The sequence below is a fragment of the Stappia sp. 28M-7 genome, assembly GCF_014252955.1.
Classification (GTDB): domain Bacteria; phylum Pseudomonadota; class Alphaproteobacteria; order Rhizobiales; family Stappiaceae; genus Stappia.
In genome coordinates this window covers 1,625,165-1,647,547 of record NZ_JACMIA010000001.1, presented here as the reverse complement: position 1 = coordinate 1,647,547, position 22,383 = coordinate 1,625,165, and the positions used below count along the sequence as shown (strand labels likewise).

At 69.3% G+C, this 22,383-nt stretch carries 20 protein-coding genes; 9 read left to right on the top strand and 11 right to left on the bottom strand.

Annotated features, from left to right (window positions below):
* Positions 1 to 25 precede the first annotated feature (25 nt).
* The 8 genes from H7H34_RS07320 to H7H34_RS07285 form a co-directional block, all read right to left on the bottom strand.
* Positions 26 to 1,345: a phage major capsid protein gene (locus H7H34_RS07320; RefSeq protein WP_185924748.1), complete on the bottom strand. Its 1,320-nt coding sequence runs from the start codon at positions 1,343 to 1,345 to the stop codon at positions 26 to 28.
* Between the two features lie 74 nt (positions 1,346 to 1,419).
* Positions 1,420 to 1,998: an HK97 family phage prohead protease gene (locus H7H34_RS07315; protein WP_245165001.1), complete on the bottom strand. Its 579-nt coding sequence runs from the start codon at positions 1,996 to 1,998 to the stop codon at positions 1,420 to 1,422.
* Complete coding sequence (locus H7H34_RS07310) at positions 1,995 to 2,192, bottom strand: hypothetical protein (protein WP_185924747.1); 198 nt, start codon at positions 2,190 to 2,192, stop codon at positions 1,995 to 1,997. Before H7H34_RS07310 ends, H7H34_RS07315 begins: the two co-directional genes overlap by 4 nt.
* A 438-nt stretch (positions 2,193 to 2,630) precedes the next feature.
* Entirely contained in the window at positions 2,631 to 2,819 is a 189-nt protein-coding gene (locus H7H34_RS07305; RefSeq protein ID WP_199270398.1) for a hypothetical protein, read from the bottom strand.
* The gene (locus H7H34_RS07300; protein WP_185924746.1) at positions 2,816 to 4,021 is read right to left on the bottom strand and encodes a phage portal protein; all 1,206 of its coding nucleotides are present in this window, start codon (positions 4,019 to 4,021) and stop codon (positions 2,816 to 2,818) included. Before H7H34_RS07300 ends, H7H34_RS07305 begins: the two co-directional genes overlap by 4 nt.
* 115 nt (positions 4,022 to 4,136) lie before the next feature.
* A complete protein-coding gene (locus H7H34_RS07295; RefSeq protein ID WP_245165293.1) occupies positions 4,137 to 5,393 on the bottom strand; it encodes a DNA-packaging protein in 1,257 nt (418 codons plus the stop codon).
* The gene (locus H7H34_RS07290; protein ID WP_185924744.1) at positions 5,359 to 5,985 is read right to left on the bottom strand and encodes a hypothetical protein; all 627 of its coding nucleotides are present in this window, start codon (positions 5,983 to 5,985) and stop codon (positions 5,359 to 5,361) included. Before H7H34_RS07290 ends, H7H34_RS07295 begins: the two co-directional genes overlap by 35 nt.
* 1,006 nt (positions 5,986 to 6,991) lie before the next feature.
* Positions 6,992 to 8,995: a bifunctional metallophosphatase/5'-nucleotidase gene (locus H7H34_RS07285; protein ID WP_185924743.1), complete on the bottom strand. Its 2,004-nt coding sequence runs from the start codon at positions 8,993 to 8,995 to the stop codon at positions 6,992 to 6,994.
* A 902-nt stretch (positions 8,996 to 9,897) separates the two neighbouring features.
* Between H7H34_RS07285 and H7H34_RS07280 the strand changes: the two genes are divergently transcribed.
* Positions 9,898 to 10,530, top strand: coding sequence for a hypothetical protein (locus H7H34_RS07280; RefSeq protein ID WP_185924742.1), 633 nt, complete (start codon positions 9,898 to 9,900; stop codon positions 10,528 to 10,530).
* A 208-nt stretch (positions 10,531 to 10,738) separates the two neighbouring features.
* Here the strand turns inward: H7H34_RS07280 and H7H34_RS07275 are convergent, their stop codons facing one another.
* Positions 10,739 to 11,278: a YcgN family cysteine cluster protein gene (locus H7H34_RS07275; protein ID WP_185924741.1), complete on the bottom strand. Its 540-nt coding sequence runs from the start codon at positions 11,276 to 11,278 to the stop codon at positions 10,739 to 10,741.
* Positions 11,279 to 11,374: 96 nt separating this feature from the next.
* Between H7H34_RS07275 and H7H34_RS07270 the strand changes: the two genes are divergently transcribed.
* From H7H34_RS07270 to H7H34_RS07245, 6 genes are all read left to right on the top strand, one after another.
* Positions 11,375 to 13,612, top strand: a complete 2,238-nt coding sequence (locus tag H7H34_RS07270; protein WP_120269114.1) for a transglycosylase domain-containing protein — start codon at positions 11,375 to 11,377, stop codon at positions 13,610 to 13,612.
* On the top strand, positions 13,609 to 14,268 hold the full coding sequence (locus tag H7H34_RS23710; RefSeq protein WP_120269113.1) for a DUF1214 domain-containing protein: 660 nt from the start codon (positions 13,609 to 13,611) through the stop codon (positions 14,266 to 14,268). The genes H7H34_RS07270 and H7H34_RS23710 overlap by 4 nt, the downstream gene beginning before the upstream one ends.
* On the top strand, positions 14,265 to 14,873 hold the full coding sequence (locus H7H34_RS07260) for a DUF1254 domain-containing protein (RefSeq protein ID WP_208996703.1): 609 nt from the start codon (positions 14,265 to 14,267) through the stop codon (positions 14,871 to 14,873). The genes H7H34_RS23710 and H7H34_RS07260 overlap by 4 nt, the downstream gene beginning before the upstream one ends.
* A 38-nt stretch (positions 14,874 to 14,911) precedes the next feature.
* On the top strand, positions 14,912 to 15,982 hold the full coding sequence (locus tag H7H34_RS07255) for a serine hydrolase domain-containing protein (RefSeq protein WP_209006172.1): 1,071 nt from the start codon (positions 14,912 to 14,914) through the stop codon (positions 15,980 to 15,982).
* 247 nt (positions 15,983 to 16,229) lie between these two features.
* Positions 16,230 to 16,628, top strand: a complete 399-nt coding sequence (locus H7H34_RS07250; RefSeq protein ID WP_120269112.1) for a helix-turn-helix domain-containing protein — start codon at positions 16,230 to 16,232, stop codon at positions 16,626 to 16,628.
* A 1-nt stretch (position 16,629) separates the two neighbouring features.
* Positions 16,630 to 17,493, top strand: a complete 864-nt coding sequence (locus H7H34_RS07245; RefSeq protein ID WP_185924740.1) for a DUF6456 domain-containing protein — start codon at positions 16,630 to 16,632, stop codon at positions 17,491 to 17,493.
* Between the two features lie 462 nt (positions 17,494 to 17,955).
* Here H7H34_RS07245 and H7H34_RS07240 read toward each other — a convergent pair whose 3' ends face one another.
* Both H7H34_RS07240 and H7H34_RS07235 read right to left on the bottom strand, forming a co-directional pair.
* Positions 17,956 to 18,387 carry a SufE family protein gene (locus H7H34_RS07240; protein ID WP_120269110.1) on the bottom strand — a complete coding sequence of 144 codons (432 nt, stop codon included), beginning with the start codon at positions 18,385 to 18,387 and terminating at the stop codon, positions 17,956 to 17,958.
* A 354-nt stretch (positions 18,388 to 18,741) separates the two neighbouring features.
* The gene (locus tag H7H34_RS07235) at positions 18,742 to 19,236 is read right to left on the bottom strand and encodes a DUF5330 domain-containing protein (protein WP_185924739.1); all 495 of its coding nucleotides are present in this window, start codon (positions 19,234 to 19,236) and stop codon (positions 18,742 to 18,744) included.
* A 314-nt stretch (positions 19,237 to 19,550) separates the two neighbouring features.
* Here H7H34_RS07235 and H7H34_RS07230 point away from each other — a divergent pair, with 314 nt between their 5' ends.
* Both H7H34_RS07230 and H7H34_RS07225 read left to right on the top strand, forming a co-directional pair.
* Positions 19,551 to 21,398: a sensor histidine kinase gene (locus H7H34_RS07230; RefSeq protein WP_185924738.1), complete on the top strand. Its 1,848-nt coding sequence runs from the start codon at positions 19,551 to 19,553 to the stop codon at positions 21,396 to 21,398.
* Between the two features lie 23 nt (positions 21,399 to 21,421).
* Entirely contained in the window at positions 21,422 to 22,333 is a 912-nt protein-coding gene (locus H7H34_RS07225; protein WP_208996701.1) for a peptidoglycan-binding domain-containing protein, read from the top strand.
* The last annotated feature ends 50 nt before the right edge of the window (positions 22,334 to 22,383 follow it).

Below are 22,383 nucleotides of genomic sequence, written 5' to 3'. Positions count from 1 at the left end.
CCGCCCGGCGCGTTCCCCGCCGCCGTTACGCGGCGAAGACCAGCAGCTTGATCGCGTCGAAGTCCTGCATGCCGCCGCCCACGCGCTTGGTCGTGTAGAACAGCACGTAGGGCTTGGCCGAATAGGGATCGCGCAGGATGCGCACCCCGGCCCGGTCGACCACCAGATAGCCCCGGCGGAAGTCGCCGAAGGCGATGGCCGGCGCGCCCGCGGCGATGTCCGGCATGTCCTCGGCCTCGGTGACGGGGAAGCTCATCAGCGTTGCCGGAGCTCCGAGGCTCGCCGGCGGCTGCCACAGGTAGTTGCCGTCGCCGTCCTTCATCTTGCGCAGCACGCCCTGCGTGCGCCGGTTCATCACGAAGCGGGCGTTCTGGCGGTAGCCGGCCTTCAGCGCATAGACGAGGTCGATCAGCACGTCGCCCGGCTCGCTCGCCGGAAAGGCCGCATCGACGCCGGTCGACAGCGTGCCGACATTGCCCCAGCTCCAGGCGTTTTCTGCCACCTGCGGATAGTCGAGGAAGCCGCGCGGCCGGTTGACGCCGTTGCCGGCCACAAAAGCCGCGCCCTCCTGCTCGGCGAAGGCCTGTTCCACCTCCTCGGCGATCCAGGCGTCGATATCGACCGCCGCATCGTCGAGCAGCGAGGCCGTCGCCGCCGGCATGGCGTAGAGCTCCATCGTCGGGAAGGCGAGTTCGGCCAGCGTCGGCGAGCCGGTCTCGGGCCGCGCCGCCGTCTCCGCCACCCAGCCCGACTGCGGGCCGGAGATCGAGAACGGCTTCTTGAAGACGCTCGACGAGACCTGGCGCGAGCCGGCGATGGCGCGGATCGGCGAGACCGACGTCATCCGGCGCAGGATGCCGGCCTCGGTCTCCTCCGGCACCAGATAGCCGCCGTCCGGATCGGAGCCGGTCGACAGCGCCTTCTGCTCGAGGGAGCGCAAGCCCTCCTCCTGGCCCTTGCGCATATAGGCGAGGAAGCCCGCCCGGTGCTCGCCGGCCGCCGCGCTCTCGCGGGTCCGGGTGCCGGTCGCTTCGCCCTCGCGCGGGGGACGGGCCGCCTTCAGAGCCAGCGCGTCGAGGCGCTGCTGCTGTCGGTCGATCTCCGCCTCGATGCGGGCGAGCTTGTCGCCGGTCAGCACGTCGGTGCTGCCGCGCTGCTCGATCTCCGACAGGCGCTCGTCGTTCACCTCGCGAAACGCGGTGAAGGCGGCGCGCATCTCGTCGAGCTCGCGCTCCAGTCCGGCGCCGGCGGCAGGCGCGGCGCCGCGTCCGGTCACCGCCTTGGTTTCGGGGGCGTGGCGCGTCAGCGCCGGCTGCTCGGCAGGACGGGGATTGCTGCTGGTCATGATCTGCGAAACTCCATTGCCCTGGTTGAGAGGCCCGGCGCTGCCCGCGCCGGTCGGACGGCCCTGCGGCCGCCTCACGAGTCGAGCGCGCCTTGCGCGCGTCCCGTGGGGTTGGACCCGGCATCGAGCCGGGCCATCGGGTGCAGCGGGAAGGTCACGAGCGACACCTCCCACAGGTCGATGTCGAAGATCCGCCGCAGCCCACTCTGCGGATCGCGGCGGGCGGAGCGGGTGCGAAAGCCGATGGAGAGCCCGTCCAGCGCACCGGCCGCAACCAGCGCGGCGGCATCGCGGCCAGTGCGCGTGTCGGTCACCAGCCGGCCGCTGAGATAGAGCCCGTGGGCGTCTTCCCTGGCGCTCTCCCACACGCCGATGGGCCGTGCCGGATCGTGCTGCCACAGGAAGCGGATGCCCTGCGCCCCGCGTTCGGCGAGGCTGCGGCGGAACGCGCCGCGCATCACCATGTCGAGCGCATCGTCCGGCGCGCCGAAGACGCTGGCATAGCCGGAGATCCGCGTCGGCCGGACGAGAGCCCGACCGCCCTTCGGCTCCGCCCCGCCGCCGTCGCGGCCGAAGCGCCCTGCCGCCAGCGCCCGCATCGCCAGTGCGGCGCCGTCCCGCTTCACCGGGCTTTCGGTCTGCGCCCGGCTCATGCGCGGGCCCCGGCGCTCACCGCGCTTCTTTCGACGGCGGCACGCAGCACCAGCACGAAGCGGGCGAACACGGCCCGGTGCGCCCGCTTCACATGCGGCGCGCAGCGGATCGCCTCCGATGCGGACATCTGAGAACCTGATGTCTGGAAACCGGGCACGCGCGCGACCGCGCCCGCCCCAACACGGTGCGTCATGATCTGGATCTCCCTTTGGTGAATTCGAACTGCGAATGGCCGGGTGCCGCCTCTACCGCTCTGGCAACCAATAGGCCCCGGGTCGCGCTTCGCTTGCCCGGGGTGACGCGCGGAGGGGATGCGAGGTCGCGCCACTTTCTCAGACCGTCATCCCGGCCGCGCGTCAGCGCAGAGCCGGGACCCATTGGCACCCTCGGCAGGGGTTGAGAACCGAACGGCGCCCGCCCCACGCTCCCCCGCTCCGCCCCTGCCATCGTCATCCCGGGCAAGCGAAGCGCGACCCGGGACCGGAGAGCCGAGGGCGTATGAGGAGCGCTCCGGAACGCCCCCCGGACGCCGTGCCTCCCCGATCCCGGATCTTCGGCCTTCGGCCTCGTCCGGGAAGACGCGAGGAGAGGAAAGTGCCAAGGATGACGAACAGAGAGGCAGTAAGCCCCCCTACTCGTCGCCGATCATCCGGTTGAGCCGGGCGATGGCCTCGACGAAATCGTCGAAGCGGCGGTTGGAGCGCACCATCTCGCGCAAGCTCCAAACCAGCAGGCTCGACGAGGAGCCCGCCCACAGCAGCAGCACCAGATGGGCAAGGTCCCCGCGAGCCGCCACCTCGCGCAGCGCCGGCTCCATCATGCGCCCTCGCCCGCCCCCGAAGCCACGGAGCCGCCCTCTTCCGCGCCGTAGCCGACCGCCTGCCGCTTCTCGGCTCGCGTCAGGAACGAGGCCCGCTCGACCCGCTCCCACAGGGCGGCGCGCTCCGCCGACAGCGCCTCGATGGCATCGGCATCGGGCACCAGCCGCAGGTCAGCCCCCTCGCGGGGGGACAGCCACCGCGCCAGCGCCTCGCCGACACGCGCGGCCAGCGGCAGCACGGTCTGGCGCCAGAAGGCGCGGTTGGCCTCCTGGTAGTTGGCGAAGGTGTTGTCGCCGGGGATCGCCAGCAGCATCGGCGGCACGCCGAAGGCGAGCGCGATCTCGCGTGCCGCCTGGTTCTTCGCCTCGATGAAATCCATGTCGCGCGGGGTGAAGCCCATCGGCTTCCAGTCGAGCCCGCCTTCCAGCAGCAAGGGCCGCCCGGCATTGGCCGGCCCCTGGTAGCCGGCCTCCAGCTCACCCTTCAGCCGGTCGAACTGCTCGTCGGTCAGGTTCGCCGCATCCGCCCCGCCATAGACCAGCGCGCCGGAGGGGCGCGCCGCATTGTCGAGCAGCGCCTTGTTCCAGGCCCCGGCCGCGTTGTGCAAGTCGAGGCTCACCTGCGCCGCCTCCAGCGGGGCAAAGCCATAGTGGTCGTTGAGCGGGTGGAACACCTTCAGATGCAGCACCGACGGATGCCCGTCGCGCGGGTCGGCGGGAAAGCGCACCGTGCGCCCGGCGACCGTATAGTCGAACGCCTCCGGCCAGCCGTCGCGCCCCGGCACCACGCGCACCCGGTCGGGCCGCAGCGCATGGAGTTCGCGCGGGTTGCCATCGATGTCGACCCGCTCCAGATAGGCATTGCCGGCGACCTGCAGGTAGCCGTGGATCTCCTCCAGCAGCCCCTGCCCCGACTGGCCCGGCGAGGGCCGCGCCAGCAGGTCCAGCAGCGGATGCGTGTCGAGCTCGCGCGCGCCCTCATAGAGCACCAGCGGCACGCTGGCCGCCGCCTCCGCCACCATGCGCACGGCCCGGTGCACCACCGGGTTTCGCGCATATCCCTCGCGGGCGAGCGCCGCATAATCGCGCGGCGTCCATACCGCCCGCCCGCCGCCCGAAAGCGCCAGCAAGGGCCCGGCGCGCGAGGCCTTGGCCTCGGTCGCGGGTCGAAGAACAGAATCAAGCAGGCCTCGCAACCCCATGATCGCGCATCCTTTTTCCGATCGACTTGAGAAAGTGATTCCGCTGCCTGAGACATCGATTCAAACAGATCGATCGAGATGCCTCGCATCGTGATTCAACGCGGTGCGGCGGGTCTTACAGGCTGCGCAGGCGCGGGCTGGCGAGCGGCTTCAACGCCAGCTCGTGCAGCGCATAGACCAGCGCGTCGAGCCGGTCGGGCGAGTGGCCGGCCGACAGCCCGTCGGGGGTGAATTCCGCCATCTCGTCTTCGAGTTCGGGAAAGGCGCCGACATGCCGCACCCGGCCCTGCTCGTAGAGCATGGCGACCGGCTCGGCGCGCAGCCACTTGCCCCGCCGCGCCCGCACCTCGGCGACAGGCACGCCGGGATCGACGCCGTTGATCACCGCGCCCACCATCTCGCCGCCCTGGTTCACCTCGGCGACCAGGCAGTCGGCCCCGAGCGTCCGCCACAGCTCCACCGCCGCTCGGGCCCAGCGCGCCGGCTTTGCCGCCCGCACGCTCGCATCCGCCAGCACATGGACGATGCCCGCCGCGTCGATGCCGGCGGCAACGATGCCGCAGGCGTCCGAGCGGCGGGACGAGCCCGCCGGCGGATCGACCGCGACGACGATGCGGGCAAGCTCCTCCGGACGCCGGTCGGTGCGGCAGCGCTCCAGCGCGTCGCGGCTCCACATCGCGCCTTCGCGCTCGCCGACGATCTCGCCGTCCAGTTCCTGCCGCGCCAGCCGGGTGCCGCGATAGCGGGCGCGGATCGCGGTGATGAAGCCCTTCGCCAGATGCGCCGCGTTGGCCTCGCTCGCCGCGCGGGTCACCACCGTGCCCTCGTCCTCGATCAGCCGCTTCAGGAGCGGGATCGGGCGCGGCGTCGTGGTCACCAGCTGGCGCGGATGGGTGCCGAGCCGCAGGCCGAATTGTAGCATGTCCCAGGTCTCCTGCACATGCCGCCACTTGGCCAGCTCGTCGCACCAGGCCATCTCGAATTGCGGCCCGCGCAGCGCGTCCGGATCCTCGGAGGAAAACACCTGCGCCACCGCCCCGCACGGCCATTCCAGCCGCCGGCGCGAGGGCAGCCATTGCGGCCGCTCCGATGCCGGGTGCACGGACAGCAGGCCGGAGACGCCCTCCACCATCACCTCGCGCGCATCCATCTGCGTTTCGCCGACCAGCGCGATGCGCAGCTCGCCGCCCCGCCCTTGACGCGCTGCCGCGTTCACCGCCGCGCGCAGCCATTCGGCCCCGGCGCGGGTCTTGCCGGCGCCGCGCCCGCCGAGCAGCAGCCACACCCGCCAGTCGCCCCGCGGCGGCAGCTGGTGCTCATGCGCCCAGATGGGCCAGTCATGGCGCAGGAAGCGCAGCTCCGCCGCCGTCAGCCGCGCCAGAAAATCCGGCAACCGCCCCTTCGCCGCACAGGCGGTCAAGGCGCTGCGCAAGCTCGTGCCTGAGTGCATCCTCGTCCCTCCCCGCCGGGTCCAGTTCCCTCACCCCGCCACGCAGCTCGATCAGGACGTCGAGCGTTCGGGCGAGACTGCCCAGCGTGCGGGCGTTGCGCTCGGCCAGTTGCGAGGCCTCCGCCCGGTCGAGCTTCAAGGCGCGGGCGCGGCCGATTTCCAGCTCGATCGCCTCCACCTGCCGCTCGAACGCCTCCGCCAGCCGCCCCACCAGGCAGGCAAGGCCCTGCGTGTCGCCGGCGGCGATCAGCCCGCGCACGTCACCCGAGCGCACCCAGCCCTCGGCCTGGATGTGCCGCAGCACCGTGCTCTTGGCGACGCAGAACCGCTTCACCACCCCGTCTACATCCAGCGCGCCGCTCTCGTAGAGCTGCCGCGCCTCCGCCCAGGCCTCCGCGCCCAGATGCACCGGCGCCTTGCGGTCGGGAGCGGCTGCGTCCGCCGGATGTGGCTTTTTGGTTTTGGCGCTCGGCGCCTCGGGATTGGCCGGCAGGGTCTCAGCCGCAGCCGGCATGCCCCTGCCTTCGGCCTGTTCCGGGGATTGCGCGGCACCGTCCGTTGGCGCCTTTGAACCGGCCATCGGCTCCTCCCTGTTTGATGTCAGGATCATGTTCGGCAAGGATCGGGAGACGGCCCGAGAAAGAAGCACCACTTGGCATCCCCTCCGCGCGTCACCCCGGACGAGCATTGCGAGATCCGGGGCCTGTTGGCTGCCAGAGCGGTAGCGGGAACACGCCGACGCGCGCCACTCCCTGCGTGTCGTCCCGGTTTCGGCGAAGCCGAAGACCTGGACCCAGTAACCCCATACGGTTCGGGTCACCCCCTGGTGTCGCCGCATCCTCCCGCACGCAGGTCCCTCCCCTCGTCATCCCGGCCGAAGAGCCGGGATCGGAGAGCCGAGGGCGGTGCGGCAGCGCTCAGACAAAAGAGGCGAACACCCTGCCTCTCCGGTCCCGGCTCGGCGCTTTCGCGCCGTCCGGGAAGACGCGAGGAGTGGCCGAAGCAACAAAACACCTGCTGAGGGTGCCAATGGGTCCCGGCTCTCCGGCTTCGCCTGCGGCCGGGATGACAGCCTGAGAAAGAGGCGTGACCTCACATCCCCTCCGCGCGTCACCCCGGACGAGTATTGCGAGATCCGGGGCCTATTGGCTGCCAGAGCGGCGGCGGGAACACCGCAAACCCATCCCCTCGTCATCCCGGCCGAAAAGCCGGGATCGGAGAGCCGAGGGCGGTGCGGCGGCGCTCAGGCAAAAGAGGCGAACACCCTGCCTCCCCGGTCCCGGCTCGGCGCTTTCGCGCCGTCCGGGAAGACGCAAAGGGTAGGTTGGAGCAACACCCCCCCCCGCCAGAAACACAAATGGCGGCCGAACCTCTCGGTCCGCCGCCATCGCCAGGCCGCAACTGTGTGACCATGCCTGAACCCTACCCGACCACCGTTACGGTGTCAAGGATTTTTTTCCTAGACGTGCCCCGCCGGAGATCCCGGCGGGGTTTTCGCGCGTCCGGTCAGGCCCGTGCCGTCAGCCGACGACCACCAGCCGGCCGTCGAGATCGGCGCCGCTTGCCCGTGTGACCGTGCCCAACTCGCGGATCGCGGCGATGAGCTCGTTGCGGTAGACAAGGCCGGTGTTCTCGAAGGGCAGCCTGCGCAGGTCCGGTGTCGCGATCCCGCCGGCGACGCCGCCGCCGATCGGCTTGCCGTTCCAGGCCTCCGAGAAGGCGCCGAGCATCACATAGGTGTTGAAGGCGAAGCGGAAGGGCTTGTCGAGCACCTCCTCCACCGGCTTGCCGGCGAGCGTGATGTCGACCGCGCGGGCGTCGGCCGCCGTTGCGCCCAGCTCCACCTTGTAGCGGATGCCGGAGGAGAAATGCAGCAGCCCGCGCGAGACGAAGGTGGAGAGATCCGTCGCCGCCACCTCGTCCGGGCGTAGCAGGCGCTTGGCGTTGGAGATCAGCATGTCGCGGATCTCGGCCCCCGTCATGGTCGCGATCTCGACCTGGTCCGCATAGGGCATGACGTCGAACCAGGCGCGGAAGCTCAACGGCTCGCCCGGGGCGATGCCCGTCGCCAGCCCGGTCGCGTTGAACAGGGCGAAGTCGACCGCCCCGCCGGGGAAGGTCGCCGACTGGTGCACCAGCGTGTCGTTCATGAAGTTGGCCAGTGCGGTCTCGCCCGTGTAGCGGGTCGCCTGGGTCTCCTTGGTCGAGACCGGCGCATCGGCGGCAACCGCGCCGATCACCTCGGCGAGCTTGTCGTCGAGGGCCGCGATCATCGGCGCCATCACCTCGGCCTCGAACCCCGCGTCATAGTCGCCCTCGTGCTCAAGCGCGGCGTAACCGTCCGCCCCTTCCGCCACCGTGTCGTCGCGCTTCTTCACCGGGTGCAGCGACACGTTGGAGAACCACTTGTCGCGCCCCTCGCCGGCGGCGATCGACATGGCGATCTCGCCGAGGAAGGCGCCATTCGCCTTGGCCTGGGTGAGCAGCACGCCGGAGACCATGTTGTTGGGGTCGATGCCGTCCGTGTTGAGCTCGGTGTGCGAGTGGCCGCCGACCAGCACCACCGGCTTGGTGGCCAGCGGGCCGATCGCCTCGGCGATGGCGAAGTCGCCCTCGCCGATCTCGCGCAGGGAGCCGGCCTTGCCCGACTTGTGCATGCCCTTGCCGTAGCCGCAATGGGAGAGCACCACGACCACGTCGGACACGGCCTCCACCGCCCTGTAGAGGTTCGTCGCCGCCTCGACCGGGCTTGCCACCCGCATGGTCGGATCGGCCTTGGTGCCGGTGCGGATGTCGATATTGGTGGTGAGTCCGATCACGCCGACGCGCAGGCGGTTGGCCTCGATGATGGCGGCAGGCACATAGTCGCGGTCGCGCGCGAGGTGGGCCGAGTCCGCCACGTTGGCCGAGAGCACCGGGAAGGCGGCGTCGCGCTCGATGCCGAGCCTGAGCTGGGCCGCCCCCCGGTCGAACTCGTGATTGCCGAGCACGGCGATGTCGACGCCGGCGGCCGACGCCGCCCGGTAGCCCGCGTCAACCACGTAGTCCGCCTCGGTCCAGCCCAGCAGTTCGTCGAAGATCGAGCCGGTGTGGTCATCGCCCCCCGACAGCAGCAGCACGGTTTCGTTGGCGGCGGCGCTGGCCCGCGCCTCCTTCACCCGCTTGACCATCTGCGCCATGCGGTGGGTGTCGCCGCGCTTCGCGTGCATGTCGGTCATGTGGTTGTGCATATCGTTGAAATGCATCAGCCGCAGCACATGGCGCTCGCCGTCGGCGAGCCGGCGCTCGGGCACCGGAGCGCCGTCCTGCGCCACGATGGTGGTCACCGGACCGGCGAGCGGATCGCCCTTGAGCAGGAAGACGCGCTCGGCAGCACCGGCGGGATTGGGCGTGACGGCGACCATCTGCAGCTCGCCCGCTCCGGGCGTGGCATCGGCGCGGCGCACCAGCACCGGCGACAGGGCGACCAGCGCGCCAAGGCTCGCGGCGGAAGACAGGAAATAGCGACGGGTGAAGGATGTCATCGGGAGACCTCTCGCGGACTTGCGTGAGCCCGTCTCATTTCAGGGACACATCTCAGCCGTGTGACGGTTCCGTGTCTCCCCACAAGAGCCAAGGCCTTGTGAACACTTTTAAATTCACGCTGCGGAAAGTTGTCTGATGGCGCGGATCATTGCACCCGCTCCGTTCCTCCCTTGCCTCACAGGCCGTCGTCCGGGGCGCAGGCAAAGCCGCGACCCGGGAGCCAATGGCAGCCCCGACCGGGGCGGGACGTAGGGCGCTTGCCTCCCCTCGGCCGTGCGAAGCGCGCGCCGGGGCCTATTGGCTTCCAGAGCGGCAGCGAGGACACCCGGACCGAGCCCCAGGCGCCATTCTTTCCCCCCAAGAAGAAGAGATGAGGGGGAGATGTCGGCGCAGCCGACAAAGGGGGGTGAGCAGAGGCAGCGACGGCGCGCCGCCCTCTCCCCTCGTCATCCCGGCCGAAGAGCCGGGATCGGAGAGCCGATAGCCTCGCGGCAGCGCTCAGACAAAAGGGGCAAACACCCTGCCTCCCCGGTCCCGGGTCGCGCTTGCGCTTGCCCGGGAAGACGCAAAGGAGAGGCCGGAGCGACACCCGCCAGAAACACAAATGGCGGCCGAACCAATCGGTCCGCCACCATCGCCAGGCCGCAACTGTGCAGTCATGCCTAAATTCACCCGACCACCGTTACGGTGTCAAAGATTTTTTCCCAATTAAACAACTTGCGTCATCGGCTTCGAATGCAGGTAGGGTTTGTCCTCTGACGAGCTGACATCCAGCGATTCTAGGAAAATCCTCATGTCGACTCTAAAGGTTACCAAACCCGATGGCATTGCGAATACTCTGAGCATCAGCCGGTATTATTAAGTTACTCGAAAATGGGCAACTTTCACTGAGAGTGATGTAATGATCCACAATTCCCTAGACCCGAAGATGAAGTACTCGACCGCTTGGACTGGCTTTCTCACCCAGGGCTTGTGTTGGGCATGGATTGTGGTGCCATACGATCCAAGCTCCCCACTGGAGAGGATCGTTCGGGATATACAGCAGGCGATCAAAGTGAAGCTGTATTACCCTGCTCTTCTAGTAGCCCTGACGATACCTGATATCTGTATGGGCTTGACGCTCAATAAATCTGATTTTGTGAAAAAAAACCATTATATCGAATTTATTAATCGATATACGACGGAACAATCATTGGGTCTTGATGGGACATCATGCTATCAACTGAGAGGCGGCTTGGTTCATCGCGCAGATCTACGAGGCCATGCATACTTCGATAACACACACGTTATTTTCACAGTACCAGAGTCTCGCGGGCATATTCATGCGCTTACCCTCGTTGTAGAGGACAAGAGAGCTGCCATGTTCGACTTGGAGCTATTCTGCCAAGCGATGATAGGTGCGGCGCGCAAGTGGTATGAGGATCACAAGAATGATCCAATGGTCGTAGAGAACCTAAAGAACCTGATTAGATGGTGCCCAGAAGGGCTCCCACCGTTTGTGGGCGGTTTGCCTGTCGTGGCAAGCGGCGCCTAATTTCTAAAGATCAAAATAATATAACAGCGGCCCCAGAAAAGCATCGTCCAACCGTTCACACTAGCGCAGTATGGCTTTTTCCAACGAAAATCCTACTCCGCGAGGAATTGGAAAAAGCGCGTTGATGGGCGCCGACCTCCCACACTTAACCAACCGAGACCTTGCCTCCGCAAATAGGATAATCAGCAGCAGCAGCCATTCCGCCCCCTCACTTAACAAACCCCACGCGCACCGTCTCGTCCATCGGGTTCTCGCCCGGCCAGTCGGCGAGGAAGTTCTCGTAGTCTTCCAGCGGGATGCCGTCTTCGGGAAAGGTCTGCCCGCGCACCGAGATGCCGGCGGCATGCACCGTTTCCGGGTCGCCGGAGACCAGCGGGTGCCACCAGTAGAGGTCGCGCCCTTCCGCCACCAGCCGGTAGGCACAGGTCGGCGGCAGCCAGGAGAGCGTCGGCACCAGCTCGGCGGTGAGCTGCAGGCAGTCGGGCACGGTGGCGAAGCGGTTGTCGTAGTCCGAGCAGCGGCAGCTTTCGCCGTCGAGCAGGGTGCAGGCGAGCGAGGTCCAGACGATCTCGCCGGTGTCCCAGTCCTCCAGCTTGTTGAGGCAGCAGCGCCCGCAGCCGTCGCACAGGGCCTCCCACTCGGCCGGGTTCAGCTCGTCGAGCCGCCTGCCCTTCCAGAACGGCTCGCCCGCCGCGAGCGCATCCTCGCCCTGCGGGCCATCCTCTGGCTTTCGTGATCGCTCTGTCACCGGCACATCCTTGAAAGGCCCGGCGGATCGGGGGTAAAACGAAACGCGCCGGATCGCTCCCGCAGCGGGAGCCTGTCCACGGCCATAGCAGAACGGATGACCAAGGTGAACCAGCGATCCGGCGATGCCGACCCGCAGGACAGCCCGCAGCCCGCGCCCGTCTCCGGGCAGCCGGCCGGGGAGCAGCCATCGGGGCGGCGCCCGTTCGGCGCGCGCCTGCGCTCGGCCATGCTGTCGGTCGACGCCTGGGTCGACACCGCGCTGTGGCGGTCGTTTTCGGGCCTGCGCGCCGGGGTCGAGGGCTATTCGGCCTGGCTGCGCCGGTTCCGCGCCCGCGGCGCGGGTCGTGTCGCCGCCGAGCTTGCCTCCGACGGCGTGACCTTCGGCCTGCTCGGCCTGATCCTGATGCTGGCGCTCGCCCAGGACGCCTTCCAGCAGACCGAGCGCGCCGACTGGCGCACCACCGAGGACTTCTCCGTCACCTTCCTCGACCGCTTCGGCAACGAGATCGGCAAGCGCGGCATCCTGCTCAACGACACGGTGCCGCTGGAGGAGATCCCCGACCACCTGATCAAGGCGGCGCTGGCGACCGAGGACCGGCGCTTCTTCTACCATTTCGGCATCGACGTGATGGGCACGATGCGGGCCATCGTGGAGAACATGCGCGCGCGCACCGTCGTGCAGGGCGGCTCCTCGATCACCCAGCAGCTGGCCAAGAACCTGTTCCTGTCGAACGAGCGCACGCTGGAGCGCAAGATCAACGAGGCCTTCCTGGCGCTGTGGCTGGAGATGAACCTGTCCAAGCGCGAGATCCTCAAGCTCTATCTCGACCGCGCCTATATGGGCGGCGGCACGTTCGGCGTCGCCGCCGCGTCCGAGTTCTATTTCGGCAAGAACGTGCGCGAGCTCAGCCTTGCGGAATCGGCCATGCTCGCGGGCCTGTTCAAGGCGCCGACCAAATACGCCCCGCATATCAACCTGCCGGCGGCGCGCGCCCGCGCCAACGACGTGCTGACCAACATGGTCCAGGCCGGGTTCATGACCGAGGGCCAAGTGATCGGCGCCCGGCGCAATCCGGCCGTCGCCATCGACCGCAGCAAGGACCGCTCGCCGGACCACTTCCTCGACTATGCGTTCAACGAGGTGAAGGAGCTGGCGCGCACCCATCCCGCGCTCGCCAACGACCGCATCGTCACGGTGCGCACTTCGCTTGATCCCGGCCTGCAGCGCCAGGCGGAGCGCGCCATTCTGGAGAACCTGCGCCAGCATGGCGAGCGCTACCGGGTGCGCGAGGGTGCCGTCGCCGTCGTCGTGCCGGAAACCGGGGCCGTGCGCGCCATGGTCGGCGGGCGCGACTACGGCGAGAGCCAGTTCAACCGCGCGGTCGACGCGGTGCGCCAGCCCGGCTCCTCGTTCAAGCCCTTCGTCTACATCGCCGCCTTCATGAACGGCTACTCGCCCGCCTCCGTGGTGCCGGACGCGCCGATTTCCATCGGCGGCTGGAGCCCGCGCAACTATTCGCGCGGCTATGCCGGCCCGGTGACGCTGAAGACCGCGCTGACCAAGTCGATCAACACCGTGCCGGTGCGCCTGGCCCAGGCCATCGGCCGCGACAAGATCGTCGACTATGCCAAGGCGATGGGCATCACCACCGAGATCAAGATCACCCGGCCGTTGCCGCTCGGCGTTGCCGAGGTGAAGGTGCTGGACATGGCCGCCGCCTATGGCAGCTTCGCCAGCGGCGGGCTCAAGGTGGTCCCGACCGCGATCCTCGAGGTGCGCAATTCCGCCGGCGACATCATCTACGAACAGGCCAACGACCGGGCCCCGCCCGAGCGCATCTTCCCGGAGGAAAAGGCCGCCGAGATGAACGACGTGTTGGTCAACGTGGTGGAGAACGGCACCGGCCGGCGCGCCCGGGTGGAGGGCGTCACCGCCGCCGGCAAGACCGGCACCACCCAGGCCTATCGCGATGCCTGGTTCGTCGGCTACACCGGCAACTACGCGGCGGCCGTGTGGTTCGGCAATGACGACTTCACCTCCACCGCCCGGATGACCGGCGGCAGCCTGCCGGCGATGGCCTGGCAGACGATCATGGATTATGCGCACAAGGGCATAGAGCTGCGGCCGATGCCCGGCGTCGACCGCCCGGCCCGCGAGGACGGGGCGATTCCGGTGGCCGAGGGCGCCGGCTCCGACCGGCCGCGCCTCCTGCGCGTGCAGTCCATCGCCGTGTTGCAGGAGATCGGCGCGCGGCTGGATGCCATCGGCAAGCGGGCGGAGGCGCCCGCTCCGCTTCAGCTGCCCGGACAGGCGGAGCCCGTCGCCCGGTGACACTCGCCCTGCTTCACGATCCCGAGACCGACGGCCTGCGGCCCGATCGCGTCCCCTCCATCCTGCGGCGGCGCCGGCGCAGCCTCGCGCTGGATCTCGCCATTGTCCTGGCCATCGCCATGGTCACCGGCTTTTCCACCGCCTATCTGGCGGTGGAGCGGGCGCCGGCCTTCGGCGCGCTGCAGCTCGGCGTGTGGGAGGCCCGCCCGCGCCAGGGCACCCGCGAGGCCGATCCCTATTCCACCGCCACTCACGCCCGCACGGGGCGCGTGCCGCTGGCCAGCGGCGAGGGGCTGATGTTCCTCGCCGAGACCGACAGCGCCGGCAACGCGCTGTCGCCGCGTTGCGACTACGAGATTTCCGGCCAGGCCGCGCCGGCCCGGCTGTGGACCATGGTTGCGCTCGACAGCGAGTTGCGGCTGGTCGCCGACGGCTCGCCGCGCAGCGGCGTCGACAGCCGTCACCTGCTGCGCCGCCCGAACGGCGAGTTCACCATCACCGCCGCCGCCCGCGCCCGGCCGGGCAACTGGCTGCCGACCTCGGACACGGCGCGCGGGCTGGTGCTGGCGCTGCGCCTCTACGACACACCGCTGACCACCGGCACGGGCGTCGCCAACGTGCCGATGCCGGAGATCCGCAGGGGGCAGTGCCGATGAGCGCGCGCTCCCGCAAGACCCCGTTCCGCTTCGCGCTGCGGGCGCCCGACGGCATGGTCGTGGTGCGCGTGCTGCTGCTGACGCTGGCCGGGCTGTTTCTCGGCGGCATCATCCATATCGCCATCGTGCTCGGCGTGCCCGGCCAGGTGCCGGAAAGCGCCTATGCGCGGGTGGCCGCCTTCGGGCCGGACGGGGTGTTCAACCGCCTGCCGGCCGTGGAGCCGGGCGCCGAGCCGCTGCCGATGCTCGACCCGATGATGATCCATGCCGCCTGCCGGTTCGATCTCGGCCAGGGCCCGTTGAAGATCGAGGCGGCACTGCCGCCCCCCTTCTGGTCCTTCGCCCTGTTCGACGCGGGCGGGCGGGCGATCTACAGCCTCAACGACCGCACCTCCGGTGCCGGCGGCCGGCTGGAAGTGCTGGTGCTCACCACCGAGCAGCTCAGCGTCCTGCGCGAGAACCCGCCGGAGGGCCTGGAGGACCTCATCGTCATCGAGACCGATGCCACGCACGGCTACGCTCTGTTGCGCGCCTTCGACGGTGCGCCCTTGCAGCGCGAGCGGATCGAGGCGGCAATGGCTCAGGCGAGCTGCCGTGGGCTTTGAGGCGCACCCGCATCCCTCAACGGATATCGAGACCCCGCATGTTCAAGACCACCACCGTCCGCCTGTGCGCGGCCTCGCTCCTTTGGATCGGCACCATGCTTCCCGTTGATGCGCAATCGCTGAACGAACAGCTCCGCAAGAGCTTTGCGGCCGGCGAGCTGCCCGGCCTGCACGGCGCGATCGTCGACTTTCAGGGCAAGCGCTTGGCCGAGGTCTATTTTCCCGGCGAGGACGAGCGCTGGGGCCTGCCGCAGGGCCTGCAGGACCACTCTGCCGCCTCGCTGCACGACCTGCGCTCCGTCACAAAATCGGTGGTCGGCCTGCTCTACGGGATCGCCCTTGCCGAGGGCAAGGTTCCGGAGCCCGATGCGCCGCTTTACGCCCAGTTCCCGCAATATCCCGACCTCCTGGCACAGCCGGGCCGCGAGCTCATTCTGGTACGGCATGCCCTGTCGATGCAGATGGGCACGGAGTGGAACGAGGACCTGCCCTACAGCGACCCGCGCAACAGCGAGATCGCGATGGAAAACGCGCCGGACCGCTACCGCTTCATCCTGGAACAGCCCATCCGCGAGGCGCCCGGCGAGACGTGGATCTACAGCGGCGGCGCCGTCGCCTTGCTGGGAAAGCTGATCGAGACCGGCACCGGCCTGCCGCTGGACCGCTACGCCGCCGAGAAACTGTTCGCGCCGCTCGGCATCGAGACCTTCGAATGGATCGCGGGCGCCGATGGCGAGCCCTCGGCTGCCTCCGGCCTGCGGCTGACGCTGCCGGACCTTGCACGCATCGGGCAGCTGGTGGCCGATCACGGCGTCCATGAGGGGCAGCAGATCGTCCCGCGCGACTGGCTCGCCCGGTCGTTCGAGCCGAGGGCAACGGTCAACGAGGTCACGCGCTACGGCTATCTCTGGTATCTCGCCGGCTCGCCGGATCGCACCATCGCCGTCGCGGTCGGCAATGGCGGCCAGCGGCTGACCGTGCAGCCCGATCCCGGCCTCGTCGTCGCCTCCTTCGCCGGCCGCTACAACGATCCCGAGAGCTGGCAGACCTCCATCAAGGTCCTGCTCGACTTCGCCGTGCCGGAAGCAAAGCGCCTGCTCGGCAAATAGGCCGGCGCACAGCCGACCACACCCGCCTTTCCTTTCCCGCACGCGGCCCGTGGATAGCGCGCCGGCGCCCGACATGCTGCGCCGGCGGCAGGGCGCCACTTTGCGCCCCTCTCTCCCCTCCCGCGCTCGCGCAAGATCCGCACGCTTCGCGCAAAAAACGACAACACAACCGCACTTATCCCCGGACGGGTATTTTTCCCGTAAAGATATAGGAATATAAACCTAAAATTGATAAGTGGAGGCAGAAATGACTGGATTGTCCGGAGTTTCACACCTCGGCGGCCTGACCGTCGGTGTGCCCGCGGCCCCTCGGTCTCGTCCGGTGCGGGGGGCGGGGTTACTCGTCACCGCCTGTGTCCTGTCGGTCTTCGAGGTGGAGGAAGCCGACCTGTCCCAGCCCAGTCGCGGCCGGGCCCATGTTGCCCTGGCCCGTCAGATTGCCATGTATCTGCATCATGTCATCCTCGAGCGCACGCTGACCGACATTGCCCGCGAGTTCGGACGTGATCGCACCACTGTCGCCCATGCCTGCCGTCTGGTCGAGGACCGGCGCGACGAGCCGGACTTCGACGCGATGATCGGCGGGCTGGAGACCGCGCTTCAGGCGGGTCTTGCGGCCCTGCCGCGCAGCCGGGCGGCTGCCTGAGATGGCCGCTTCCCGCCGCGCGCTCGACCGCCTGCTCGTCCGCCTTGCCGCCGCACACGCCTGGCGCCCGCAGGACGGCCCGAACGGCGCCCTGCAGCTCACGCCCCTGCCCGGCCCCGCGAACCTCCGAAAGGGCGGCTCCGCCCCTCCCACACCGCCACCGCCCGGCTCTCCCGCGACTTCCCGCTCCCCCGTCTCTTCCGCTCCGACGTCCCCCTCCTGCCCCACCTCGCTCACCGTCGATCCGGCGCAGCTGCGCGCCGCCTTTGCCGCCGGGCTGGTGGAACGGGGCAGTGCCGGCCGGCTCGTCCTGTCGCAGGCCGGCCGTGCCCGGCTCAGGCGCCTTGCCGCAGGCGAGGAGGATTTCGCCGCCCAGCACCGGGAGACCGGCACCCGCCGCATCGCCATTGCCGGGGCGGGCGACGAGATCGTCACCGTCAATCACGCGGAAAGCCCGCTCGCCTGGCTGCGCCGGCGGCGCGCGCGCAGCGGCGAGCCGATCCTGGACGACGGGCAGTTCGCGGCCGGCGAGCGGCTGCGCGCCGATCACACCTACGGCGCCATCGTTCCGGGACTGCGCGGCATGGCCTGGTCGGCACTGGGGAGCGGCGCCGGCGGCAGCGGCGGACGCGATCCGCGCGGCGGCCTTGTCGAGCTGACCGACACCACGCTGGCCGCGCGCGAGCGTCTTGAACGGGCGATGCGGGAAGTCGGGCCGGAGCTTGCCGGCGTGCTGATCGACGTGTGCTGCGAGCTCAAGGGGCTGGAGCAAGTCGAGCGGGAGCGGCGCTGGCCGCCGCGCTCCGCCAAGGTGGTCTTGCTGCTCGGGCTGACGCGGCTCGCCCGCCACTACGGCTACGGCTGAGCCGGCGCCCTGAGCTTCGCCCCTTGTCGCCTTGCGACCGTCCCTCCGCGCACGGGATGCCTCACTTTCTCAGGACGTCACCCCGGACGAGAATCGCGAGATCCGGGGCCCATTGGGAACTTGAGCGGGTGTGAGGCGGGACGGCATCGCCTCCCACATCCCTGTCATACCTGCGAAGGCAGGTATCCAGTATCCGCCGGAGCACGCGATGGCGCGAAGCCGACAGTTCCCCGGCGATCCTGTGGCAGCGTCACGGCTCGAGCCGCGCGACCCTTGGGGTTACTGGATCCCGGTCTTCGGCTTCGCCGAAACCGGGACGACATCGGAGGGTGGGGCTCGGCCGGCGTGCTCACCGTTCAGCCCCCTTGCACCGCCCCCTCCCCGCGTCATCCCGGGCAAGGCGCAGCCGCGACCCGGGACCGGAGAGGCACAACGGTGGCGGATGTCAGAAAACGGCCCGCCTCAGGCCTCGGCAAGCGCTGCGCGGGCGTCCGCGCGGATGCGCTCGACCATCGACTTCAGGCCGTTCGCCCGCTGCGCCGACAGGTGCTCCTTGAGGCCGATGCGCGAAAAGATCTCGTCGATATCGGTCTTGGCGATCTCCGCCGCGCTGCGCCCGGAATAGGTGGCGAGCACGATGGCGACCAGCCCCTTGACGATATGGGCGTCGCTGTCGCCCTGGAACACCAGAAGGGGCGCGCCGTCCTCGCCCTGTTCCACCGACTTCACCAGCCAGACCTGCGAGGCGCAGCCGCGCACCTTGTTGGCGTCGGTGCGCTCCTCCTCGGGAAACTCCGGCAGCATCCGCCCCAGTTCGATCACATAGCGGTAGCGGTCGTCCCAGTCTTCGAGGAAGTCGAAGTTCTCAAGAATGTCGTCGAGCGGCGGGATCATGGGCAGCCATTGGTCTTTGGGCGGTCTTTGAACGGAGCGCGGAGCGGGTCGGACTTTCGTGACCCGCTATATAGTCCGCCGGGCCGGAGATGGAAACCGGGCGGAGCAGCGACGTTTCGGGCAAAGGGCAAAAGACAAAGAAAAGCCCGCGGGCGAACAGGGCAGCAGTTCACCCGCGGGCGGCGGTAGGGTCCGCCTTCAGTTTGCGCAAAACGTCAAAAGGCTTGCGGCAATCCCAGGCGGCGGGCGCTCCCGCCGGACCGGGGATTGACGGCCGGCGAAACGGGTCGCCGGGCCCTGGGTCGTCGTCGGCGGGTCCCCTGCCAGAGAGGGTCGCCGGGAAAGAGCTTCGGATCAGACCGGACGGTCCGCGCCCTTGGGACGGGGCAGCGGGACCGGGCCATGGCCGGGCGCCGGGATCGGCGCAACCTGGGCCGAGCGCTGCTGAACGGGTGCGGGCGCTGCGGCTTCGGCGGTCGCCGGGCTGCCGGCCGTACCGGTGGTCGCAGGCGCGCCACCCGGCAGGCTCCAGACCGGCTCCAGGTCGGTCGCGGTCAGCGTGCCGGTCGTGCCGGTGGTCAGTTCGCCGTTCTCGTCGAGGTATTCGTAGATCATCCGCGCGCTGACCTTGGCCTTGGCGCCGATCTGCGAGATCGCCTGGCCGCCGGTTTCGCAGGTCTGCGGATTGCGCTCGCAGAAGCCCGACAGGTCGCTGATCGTCGACTGGGCCGCGAAGAACGCGGTCACGGGGTTGATGCCGGCGCTCTCCTTGCCGTCCTCGCCGGTGTCGATCGGCAAGATCAGCAGCACGAGCGCGATCCAGAATGCGCATCTGAGAAGAAAGAACATGGTTGCCGCCCTTGGCTGTCATTTCTGCTTCGGGGCCGGTCGCCGACATGCGGTCGCCGGATCCGTTATGCCCGCAATGTAGCACGCATCCTCCAACGCCGGGTTGAGTCGCCCGTCTCAATTTTCGGCAAGTTCGAGACGAGTTTTCGCAAAATTTGTCTCAAATTTTATCGATTTTCCAAGGGGCCTCTGGCGGGCCGTCCGGCCCTGCCGCTCCACCGCGAAAACTTGAGGTTTCATGGTTCCTTAAGCCGTTCCTGTGACCATCAAGGCAAGACACGTCGAGCGAACGGCCGCGCGCCGGAAAGACAAGAATGATGCCAGCATTGCAGGATCGGCTGAGGCTTGCGGCAAGCCATGTCGATACCCTGGTTCACCCGGATGCGGCCCATGAAGCGGCCGCCCGCGCCAGCCACGGCGCCTTCATCCGCGGCCATCTCGCCTGCGGCGCGCTGGCGCTCGCCCTGCTGCCGCTCATGCTCGCCTTCAACGGAATCACCACCCTTGCAGTTGCCCTGATTCTCGGCTGGCTGACGGCGCACCTGCCGCTGGCCATGTATGTCTCGCGCACGGGGCAGCTTGCCCGGGGACAGATCGCCTCGGCGCTGCTCTTCGCGGTGAGCTTCGGCGTGCTCGCCGCGCTGACGGGCGGCAGCGAATCGCCGGTGCTGCCCCTGCTCGTGCTCGCCCCCGTCGAAGCCGCGCTGGCCGGCCGCCGGCGCGGCATTGCCCTCGTCGCCGCCGTGACGCTGGCCATGGCCATCGGCCCCTCGCTCGCCGGATTGGCGATGCCCGCTGCCGCTGCCCCGATCGGCGGTTTCCTGCCCGTTTCCCTGCTAGCGGCAACGCTCGCCGTGCTTCACGCAGCCCTGCTGGCACTGCGCGTCGGAGCGGCCACCCGCCGGCGCGAGAGCGAACTTGTCCTGCGCGAGGTGCGCACCGAGCTTGCCGCACGACTGACCGGCGAAGCCGTGCTGCGGCACGGCACCGGCGGGCGCGTCGAGGAGGCGAACGAGGCCGCCGCGCGCATCCTTGCGCTCGGCCATCCGGCCGCCGCCACGCGGGAATTGGCCGGCGACGGACTGTTCGCCCGCGTCCATGTCGGCGACCGCCCCGCCTATCTCAAGGCCCTCAGCGACGCTGCCTCGGAAGGGGCGGTCCAAAGCTTGCGCCTGCGTCTGCGCCGGGGCATCAACCAGCCGGGCGAGGCCGGACGGCCCGCCTATGTCGTTGCCGAGCTGACCGTGCATCCGGCGCCGGACGGCGGCGGGGACGTGTTCAGCGTCCTGCGCGACGTCACGGCCGAGACGACGCTCGCCAACGAGCGCGACACCGCGCTCGCCGAGGCCGGCAAGGCCCGCGAGGCCCACTCCCGGTTCCTGGCCACCGTCAGCCACGAATTGCGGACGCCGCTCAACGCGATCCTTGGGTTCTCCGACATTCTGCGGGCGGATACCCCGAACGGCGCCGCCACCGAGCCGCAGCGGGTGCGCGACTATGCCGGCACGATCCACCAATCGGGCAGCCATCTGCTGCAGCTGGTCAACGACATGCTCAACATGGCGCGGATCGAGACCGGGCATTACGATCTCGTCGCCGAGCGCTTCGACCTGCGGACCTGCCTCGACAGCTGCCGCCGGATGATGGAGCCAGAGGCCGCGCGTCTCGGCCTGCGGCTGTCGTCCGACCTGCCGTTGACGCTCGGCGAGGTCAGTGCCGACCCGCGCGCCTGCCGCCAGATCGCATTGAATCTGCTGTCGAATGCGCTGAAGTTCACGCCGGAGGGCGGCCGCGTCGTGCTGTTCGCCCGCAGCGAGCCGCAGGGCTTCGTCTTCGGCGTGCGCGACAGCGGCATCGGCATCGCACCCGCCGACCACGAGCGGATCACCGAGCCTTTCGTGCAGGCAAGCGCCGGCCTCGCCCGGCTGCATGATGGCGCAGGCCTCGGCCTTGCCGTGGTCAAGGGCTTGACCACCTTGAGCGGCGGCCGCATGACGCTGGACAGCCGCGAGGGAGAAGGCACCTGCGTCAGCATCGCCCTGCCCACGCTGGCCACGGACACCGGGGCCCCCGCCCCGCGGCCGACACTTTCGCAAAGACTTGCGGCGCCCCGGGGGGAGGCCGTCCGCAGCACGGGACATGACATCAAGCGCAGCGCATGAGCGCCAGGAAGAAGACTGAGAGAATGAGCCGTTCGCCCCGAAACCAGCCCGCTCCCGCCGCCCGGCGTGGACGACGGCACGAACCGCTGCCTCCCGCGCGTCCGGCCTCGCAGGGCCTCGGTGCGGTGGCGCTCGACAATCCGGTCGCAACCGGCGGCTGGCTGGTCATGGCGCTGACCGGCGGTCTCATCGTCGCCAATGCCCTCGCCTTCCAGTCTGGCCGTCACCCGGCGCCGCTGTTCGCGACCCGCGATGCGCCTGTCAGCGCGCCGGCCGCACCGGTCGTCACCGAGGCGCAGCTGGAGCGGCAGCGGCTGGTGCGCGACGTGCAAATGGAGCTGCGGCGCCTTGGCATGTATGGCGGCCTGCTCGACGGGCTGAACGGCCCGGCGACGGAACGCGGCGTGCGCGCCTACCAGCGTGCGCGCGGCCTTGCCGAGACCGGCGATATCGATACCGCGCTGCTGGCGCGCCTTGCCATGGATACCGGCGGGGCCGTGGACAACCTGCCGCCGCTTCCTCCGCTGCCGCCGGAAACGGCGCCGGGTCACTCGTCATCCGGTCGTTCCGCGCCGGCCGCCTCCCAGGCCTCGAACCCGACGACCGGGTCGGTGCGCACCACCCGGGTCACGCCGCCGATGCCGGCCCCGTCTGCGCCGCGCGCGCAGACCGTCTCGGCACCGGCAACCACAGGCCCCGTGCCGCCCGCCTCGGTCGGCGCCGGCGCGCTGTCGGGCGACCGCGCCCGCATCGCCCGCCTGCAGGCGGCGCTGTCGGAAATGGGCTATGGTCCGATCAGCGTCGACGGATTCGCCGGCGAACAGACCGCCAATGCCATCCGCCGGTTCGAGCTCGACCGGGGCCTCGCCATCACCGGCGCGCTCGGCCCGATGGTCGAGCAGGAGGTGGAAAAGGTGCTCGGCCGGCCGCTGTAAGGCCAGGGCGGGCCGGGCTGACCGCCCGGCTGCGCCTGTGAAAGGACTGC

Bases quoted from the DNA above. Each gene is read 5' to 3' on its own strand.
- H7H34_RS07320 (WP_185924748.1), bottom strand. From the start codon at position 1,345: ATGACCAGCAGCAATCCCCGTCCTGCCGAGCAGCCGGCGCTGACGCGC.
- H7H34_RS07315 (WP_245165001.1), bottom strand. From the start codon at position 1,998: ATGAGCCGGGCGCAGACCGAAAGCCCGGTGAAGCGGGACGGCGCCGCA.
- H7H34_RS07310 (WP_185924747.1), bottom strand. From the start codon at position 2,192: ATGACGCACCGTGTTGGGGCGGGCGCGGTCGCGCGCGTGCCCGGTTTC.
- H7H34_RS07305 (WP_199270398.1), bottom strand. From the start codon at position 2,819: ATGATGGAGCCGGCGCTGCGCGAGGTGGCGGCTCGCGGGGACCTTGCC.
- H7H34_RS07300 (WP_185924746.1), bottom strand. From the start codon at position 4,021: ATGGGGTTGCGAGGCCTGCTTGATTCTGTTCTTCGACCCGCGACCGAG.
- H7H34_RS07290 (WP_185924744.1), bottom strand. From the start codon at position 5,985: ATGCCGGCTGCGGCTGAGACCCTGCCGGCCAATCCCGAGGCGCCGAGC.
- H7H34_RS07285 (WP_185924743.1), bottom strand. From the start codon at position 8,995: ATGACATCCTTCACCCGTCGCTATTTCCTGTCTTCCGCCGCGAGCCTT.
- H7H34_RS07280 (WP_185924742.1), top strand. From the start codon at position 9,898: ATGATCCACAATTCCCTAGACCCGAAGATGAAGTACTCGACCGCTTGG.
- H7H34_RS07270 (WP_120269114.1), top strand. From the start codon at position 11,375: ATGACCAAGGTGAACCAGCGATCCGGCGATGCCGACCCGCAGGACAGC.
- H7H34_RS07260 (WP_208996703.1), top strand. From the start codon at position 14,265: ATGAGCGCGCGCTCCCGCAAGACCCCGTTCCGCTTCGCGCTGCGGGCG.
- H7H34_RS07255 (WP_209006172.1), top strand. From the start codon at position 14,912: ATGTTCAAGACCACCACCGTCCGCCTGTGCGCGGCCTCGCTCCTTTGG.
- H7H34_RS07250 (WP_120269112.1), top strand. From the start codon at position 16,230: ATGACTGGATTGTCCGGAGTTTCACACCTCGGCGGCCTGACCGTCGGT.
- H7H34_RS07245 (WP_185924740.1), top strand. From the start codon at position 16,630: ATGGCCGCTTCCCGCCGCGCGCTCGACCGCCTGCTCGTCCGCCTTGCC.
- H7H34_RS07240 (WP_120269110.1), bottom strand. From the start codon at position 18,387: ATGATCCCGCCGCTCGACGACATTCTTGAGAACTTCGACTTCCTCGAA.
- H7H34_RS07235 (WP_185924739.1), bottom strand. From the start codon at position 19,236: ATGTTCTTTCTTCTCAGATGCGCATTCTGGATCGCGCTCGTGCTGCTG.
- H7H34_RS07230 (WP_185924738.1), top strand. From the start codon at position 19,551: ATGATGCCAGCATTGCAGGATCGGCTGAGGCTTGCGGCAAGCCATGTC.
- H7H34_RS07225 (WP_208996701.1), top strand. From the start codon at position 21,422: ATGAGCCGTTCGCCCCGAAACCAGCCCGCTCCCGCCGCCCGGCGTGGA.